This is a genomic window from Cyanobacteriota bacterium (assembly GCA_025054735.1).
Lineage (GTDB): Bacteria > Cyanobacteriota > Cyanobacteriia > SKYG9 > SKYG9 > SKYG9.
In genome coordinates, this window is the sequence record JANWZG010000325.1 from 1 (window position 1) to 4,734 (window position 4,734).

Sequence of the window (4,734 nt, forward strand, 5' to 3'; positions counted from 1 at the left end):
CGCGAGCACTAGAACAGGTGATTGATGCCGTGGGGGCAACAGCGATCGACTACCCAGGCCGGACTCAGTGCTGCGGTTGGCCAATCTCTAGCTATGCCACAACGGAATCATTTCGCATGGCTGGGAAACACATCAAGGCCGCGATCGCAGCAGGGGCCGATTGCATGGTTACCCCTTGTCCCCTCTGTCATTTGAACCTAGACTCACGTCAACCGGAAGTGGAGCAGGTAATCGGGGAGCCGCTGGGCTTACCAATTCTGCATTTACCTCAGCTAGTTGCTTTATCCCTAGGAGTCAGTCCCAAAGAGTTAGGGCTAGAGCGGCATATTGTATCAACCCGTCCGCTGCTGAAAAAGCTAGGGCTATGCTGAGGCATCAATTTATCCCGCCTGCTAGCAGTTACATGGTTGGGTGCACATAGAATCTGCCACTGATTTAACCCTCGTCTAGGCTGACTCTGGGTTAAGCTTGCTCATAACCCAGGTAGTATAAGTGCCGATCGGACTCCAGATTAGGTATGGTACTAGCAGCCAGCCTGCTGTGGCAGAGACCTTCCAAACCGCAGGTGTTAAGAATAGGCCAAATACAAACCCGATGCCACCAATTAGTGCTCCTGCTCGCAGACTGCGTAGACGCAAAGTTGCAGGTGTGAAGGCCATAATTAACGCCTCTTGGATCAAGAATCCCATCATTAGTTGCCGGGTATGGCTAGCACCGGGGGCACTACGCCAAACTAAGCTAGCAGATGTGATGCCACAGAGAAAGATCACCGTCCAAATAATGGGAATTGCCCACTCAAAGGTCAGCCAAGTGGGACGACGCAACCGTCCAAACCAACGGGCATCAGCGGGACTAAACCGATTGATGCCAACAGCAACAATAACGGAGGCTGCGGCAATGACTAGCCAAGTAACGATCATAGACATTGCGGAAACGCTTGGACAGATGCATACCCTCTACATTGTAAAGTTACTGTAAATTTGTGAACCATGAATTGGAGTTACGACCCGTTAAGATGCGAGGGGGTAGGTTGTCAACAGTTAAGGTTGCAGATGCTATGCCAACAGAGGGGCCAGAGAAGACAATGCCAACGATCGGCAGACGCGAGCTACTAATTACAACTCTAGCGGCTGGCTTTGCTGCTGCTGTTCATCCAGTTTCTGCTGCTGCCATTAGAACAGAAGCTACAGGTTTGGTAGCAGGTGCTGTGCGTATTCCTGTAGCCGATGGACAAATCCCTGCCTACCGGGCTATGCCCAATCGGGGGAGAGGATTTCCTGTAGTGCTTGTAATTCAAGAAATTTTTGGAGTCCATGAGCACATTCAAGACGTGTGTCGTCGGTTAGCAAAACTAGGATATATGGCGATCGCCCCTGAATTATTTGTCCGTCAGGGAGATGTATCCAAACTCAGCAGCATTGACGAGATTCGTCCCATTGTTGCTAGTGTGCCTGACACCCAAGTGTTGTCTGACCTAGATGCCACAGTACTATGGGCATCACGATCAGGCGGTAACGTTAAGCGTTTGGGGATTACTGGGTTTTGCTGGGGTGGACGAATTGTTTGGCTGTACGCTGCCCACAGTGCCCAACTCAAGGCAGGGGTAGCTTGGTATGGACGGTTGGTTGCAGACCCCACACCACTTCAGCCACAGTCTCCGATCGATATTGCCAATTTACTCAAGGCCCCCGTGCTAGGACTCTATGGCGGTGCAGATGTAAGTATTCCCAACAACACCGTAGACCTAATGAGGGATGCTCTAAAGGCAGCGAACAAGCCGTCAGAGATTATCCTCTATCCCGATGCTCCCCATGCCTTCTATGCAGACTATCGCTCTAGCTATCGGCAAGAACCTGCTCAGGATGGCTGGAAACGCCTACGGGCTTGGTTTAAGCAACATGGTGTGAGTTGATTCTACAACCCGCAACGCTTCTACATCCAATTGTTCATGATCCAGTTCATGATCCGACCGTGCATGAGCTAGAGTAACTGCGTCTGCCTATAGCGATCGTGCCATAAACCTATTACGTCCATTAGCTTTAGCCTCGTAGAGGGCTTTATCGGCTGTATCGATCAGTACATCCATAGTTATGTCTGGATTCGGCACTAGACTGCACACCCCCAAACTAACCGTGACATAGGCACTAACAGGGGAATATTCATGAGATATACGCAGCCAGCAGACCGATTGGCGAATCTCTTCGGCAATGTGCTCAGCCCCAGCTAAATTGATAGCAGGCAGGACGATTGCAAACTCTTCTCCCCCATATCGAGCAATCAAGTTGCTCGGCTGCTGGACAGCTTGCCGCATTGACCAAGCCACTTGTTGCAAACAAATATCACCTGCACGGTGACCATAGTTATCGTTGTATGCCTTGAAGCAATCAACATCACACAAAATTAGGGCTAGATGATGACCAGCCTGTTGCGCCTGTTGCCATGCTTGAGCAAGGTATTCCTCAAACCGACGGCGATTGGCTAACTGAGTCAGCTCATCCACCGTTGCAAGTTGATAAAGAGCCTGATTGGCACGCTGAAGTTCTAAGGTGCGCTGAGCAACTTGAGTTTCTAAGGTGCGATTAGTTTGCTCCAAGGTTGCAAAGGATGCTTGCAACTGCTGCTGCATCTGGTCAAATACCTGGGCTAAGGTGACGATCTCGGCAATAGGTGGGGTGATTGTATAGGTATCAGTAGGAGAGAGTTTCCCATCAGCGATCGCCTGAGCAGCCTGACTAAAGCGCAACATGCTACGGCTAATCCAGCGACAAATTAGCAGACCCACTAGGCTAGATAGCACCAAGGTAATAGCACAAAACACAGCCGTTACTTGAGCATTGCGGTAGATCTCTGCCATGAAATCTGCCCTGGGAATAATGACAACTAGGAGCCAACTAATCCCGTTTTCCTGTACAAGGGGCATAATTTGCACAAACTGTCTGCCACTTGAGGTATTAACTGAAAGCTGATAAGGACGATTGATACGCTTAAACCCATCAAATTGAGACTGGAGATAGGTAGACACTTGACTCACCAGCACGCTCTGGCTTTGGCTAGCAGTAATGCGCTCAGTACTAGTCGGTGTAATTACAAACAAATTCTCTTTGTAAGAGCTAGCAACCAACTGACCATTACGCTCAATAATGAATGCCTGTCCAGTTTTACCAATCTTCAAGCTTTGCAGAAACTTACTGATATCTGCTAGGTCAAAGTCTGTCGCCAATACACCTTGGAGCTTACCTGAGGCATAGATTGGGTAAACGTGAGAAATCCCTAAGGTCGTGGCATCAAAGTAGTTGTAGATACCAGTCCAACTTGGTTTACCCGCCTGGACTGCTTGGTGATACCATGGGCGTTGCCGCGGATCATAGTCTAGGGAGATTCTACGTTTTTTAATAAGGTCACCACGATCGTTGGCATAGTAAGTGTGTAGTTGACCCAAGGCATTAGAGGGCACAAGTAGTACCTCAAAGGGGTATTGCCCGCGGCTGCGTCGCACAGCTACATAGGTGCCATCCTGGTTGCCAAAGGAAATGTGGTTGATGCCCTGACGAAACACATGGTGCAGATCGACAAAGTGGTGACTGAGTTGATCAAGATTTTGAGGATTTAGCTGTCTAGTTCTCAATTCACTGGCACTAAGCTGATTGATTACTATCGGTACAGCCAGATAGTTTTGTGTATACTTGATGATGCGCTCACTGACTTCTTGTTGCAGGCGTGTCACAATTTCCTGAATAGTTTGTTGACCACTGCGAAACGAGAGCCACCCAGTTATACCAACTGTAGTACAAATCTGGAGCATAAACGGCACTACCAGCACCAACTGTAAGGGCATACTCCGCCGCTGATGGATGAGTTGTTGTTGACAGTTCGGCTGTACCATTACGCTTAGTCACAACACTATGTTGAAGAGGAAATGAGGAAGATTAACAGTCTAGTTTGCTGTCATGGTTTAGCATTGCCTGATCGGAGGCCAAACTAACAGGGTCACAGCACAGAGTTGATAGACCAGCGCTAGTAGAACCAAAGCTTGAGGATTCTAGAGATGAGGCCAACAGCTAAGTCAGACAATTAGTCAGTAATAAACTTAACTGCAAGTCTAGCGGCAAGCTGAAAGATAGCCGTGTATTTCAGTGATTTATGGCAATTGTGGGAAAAACCGAGAACAGATATTGCTGAGGAGCAGTTGTGAACTGCTGCAGCTATAGTGCTAGATAAGTTATGCCATCTTGCTAATCTTCCTCAACAGGATTCGGTGTCGAATTCCAGACTCTCCGACTAAAATTGAACTATCACCTAAGCATGGACACAATTAGCTACGATTAGCTACGTGCTTGAGTAACCATTTGCTCATTCCCGCAACCCTATGCTTCAGTTTCGCATCCAGCCTGATAGCGACATTCCAGCGTCAACCCAACTCTATAACCAGATCCACTTTGCGATCGCCTCCCGCCAGTATCCCCCAGGCCATCGCCTTCCTAGCACGCGCCAGTTAGCCCAAATCACTGGACTGCACCGCAATACCATTAGCAAAGTCTATCGTCAGTTAGAAGAAGACGGCGTTGTAGACTCTCAAGCGGGTTCTGGCATTTATGTACGTGCCCAAGGGGGAGATGAGCAACTAGTAGAGCAAAAACCCACTATCCTGACCCAGCACCCAGAGGCTCACAAACTTGTGAAACAAAGCCTTGATGAGTTGGTGAAACAAGGCTACTCATTGCACCAATTACGAGA

General features: G+C 48.7%; 5 protein-coding genes. 3 read left to right on the plus strand and 2 right to left on the minus strand.

Features of this window, described 5'->3' with window-relative positions:
• On the plus strand, positions 1–371 hold a 371-nt coding region (locus NZ772_14220; protein MCS6814705.1), incomplete at its 5' end, for a heterodisulfide reductase-related iron-sulfur binding cluster.
• 75 nt (positions 372–446) lie between these two features.
• Here the strand turns inward: NZ772_14220 and NZ772_14225 are convergent.
• Positions 447–920: a TspO/MBR family protein gene (locus NZ772_14225; protein MCS6814706.1), complete on the minus strand. Its 474-nt coding sequence runs from the start codon at positions 918–920 to the stop codon at positions 447–449.
• 164 nt (positions 921–1,084) lie between these two features.
• On the opposite strand from NZ772_14225, the gene NZ772_14230 reads away from it, so the two are divergent.
• Positions 1,085–1,912 (plus strand): dienelactone hydrolase family protein, encoded by an 828-nt coding sequence (locus NZ772_14230; protein ID MCS6814707.1) that lies wholly within the window; start codon positions 1,085–1,087, stop codon positions 1,910–1,912.
• An 87-nt stretch (positions 1,913–1,999) separates the two neighbouring features.
• On the opposite strand, the gene NZ772_14235 is transcribed toward NZ772_14230, so the two are convergent.
• Positions 2,000–3,883 (minus strand): diguanylate cyclase, encoded by a 1,884-nt coding sequence (locus NZ772_14235; protein ID MCS6814708.1) that lies wholly within the window; start codon positions 3,881–3,883, stop codon positions 2,000–2,002.
• A gap of 483 nt (positions 3,884–4,366) precedes the next feature.
• Here NZ772_14235 and NZ772_14240 point away from each other — a divergent pair.
• Positions 4,367–4,734 (plus strand): GntR family transcriptional regulator (locus NZ772_14240; protein MCS6814709.1); only part of this gene is annotated, 368 nt, incomplete at its 3' end.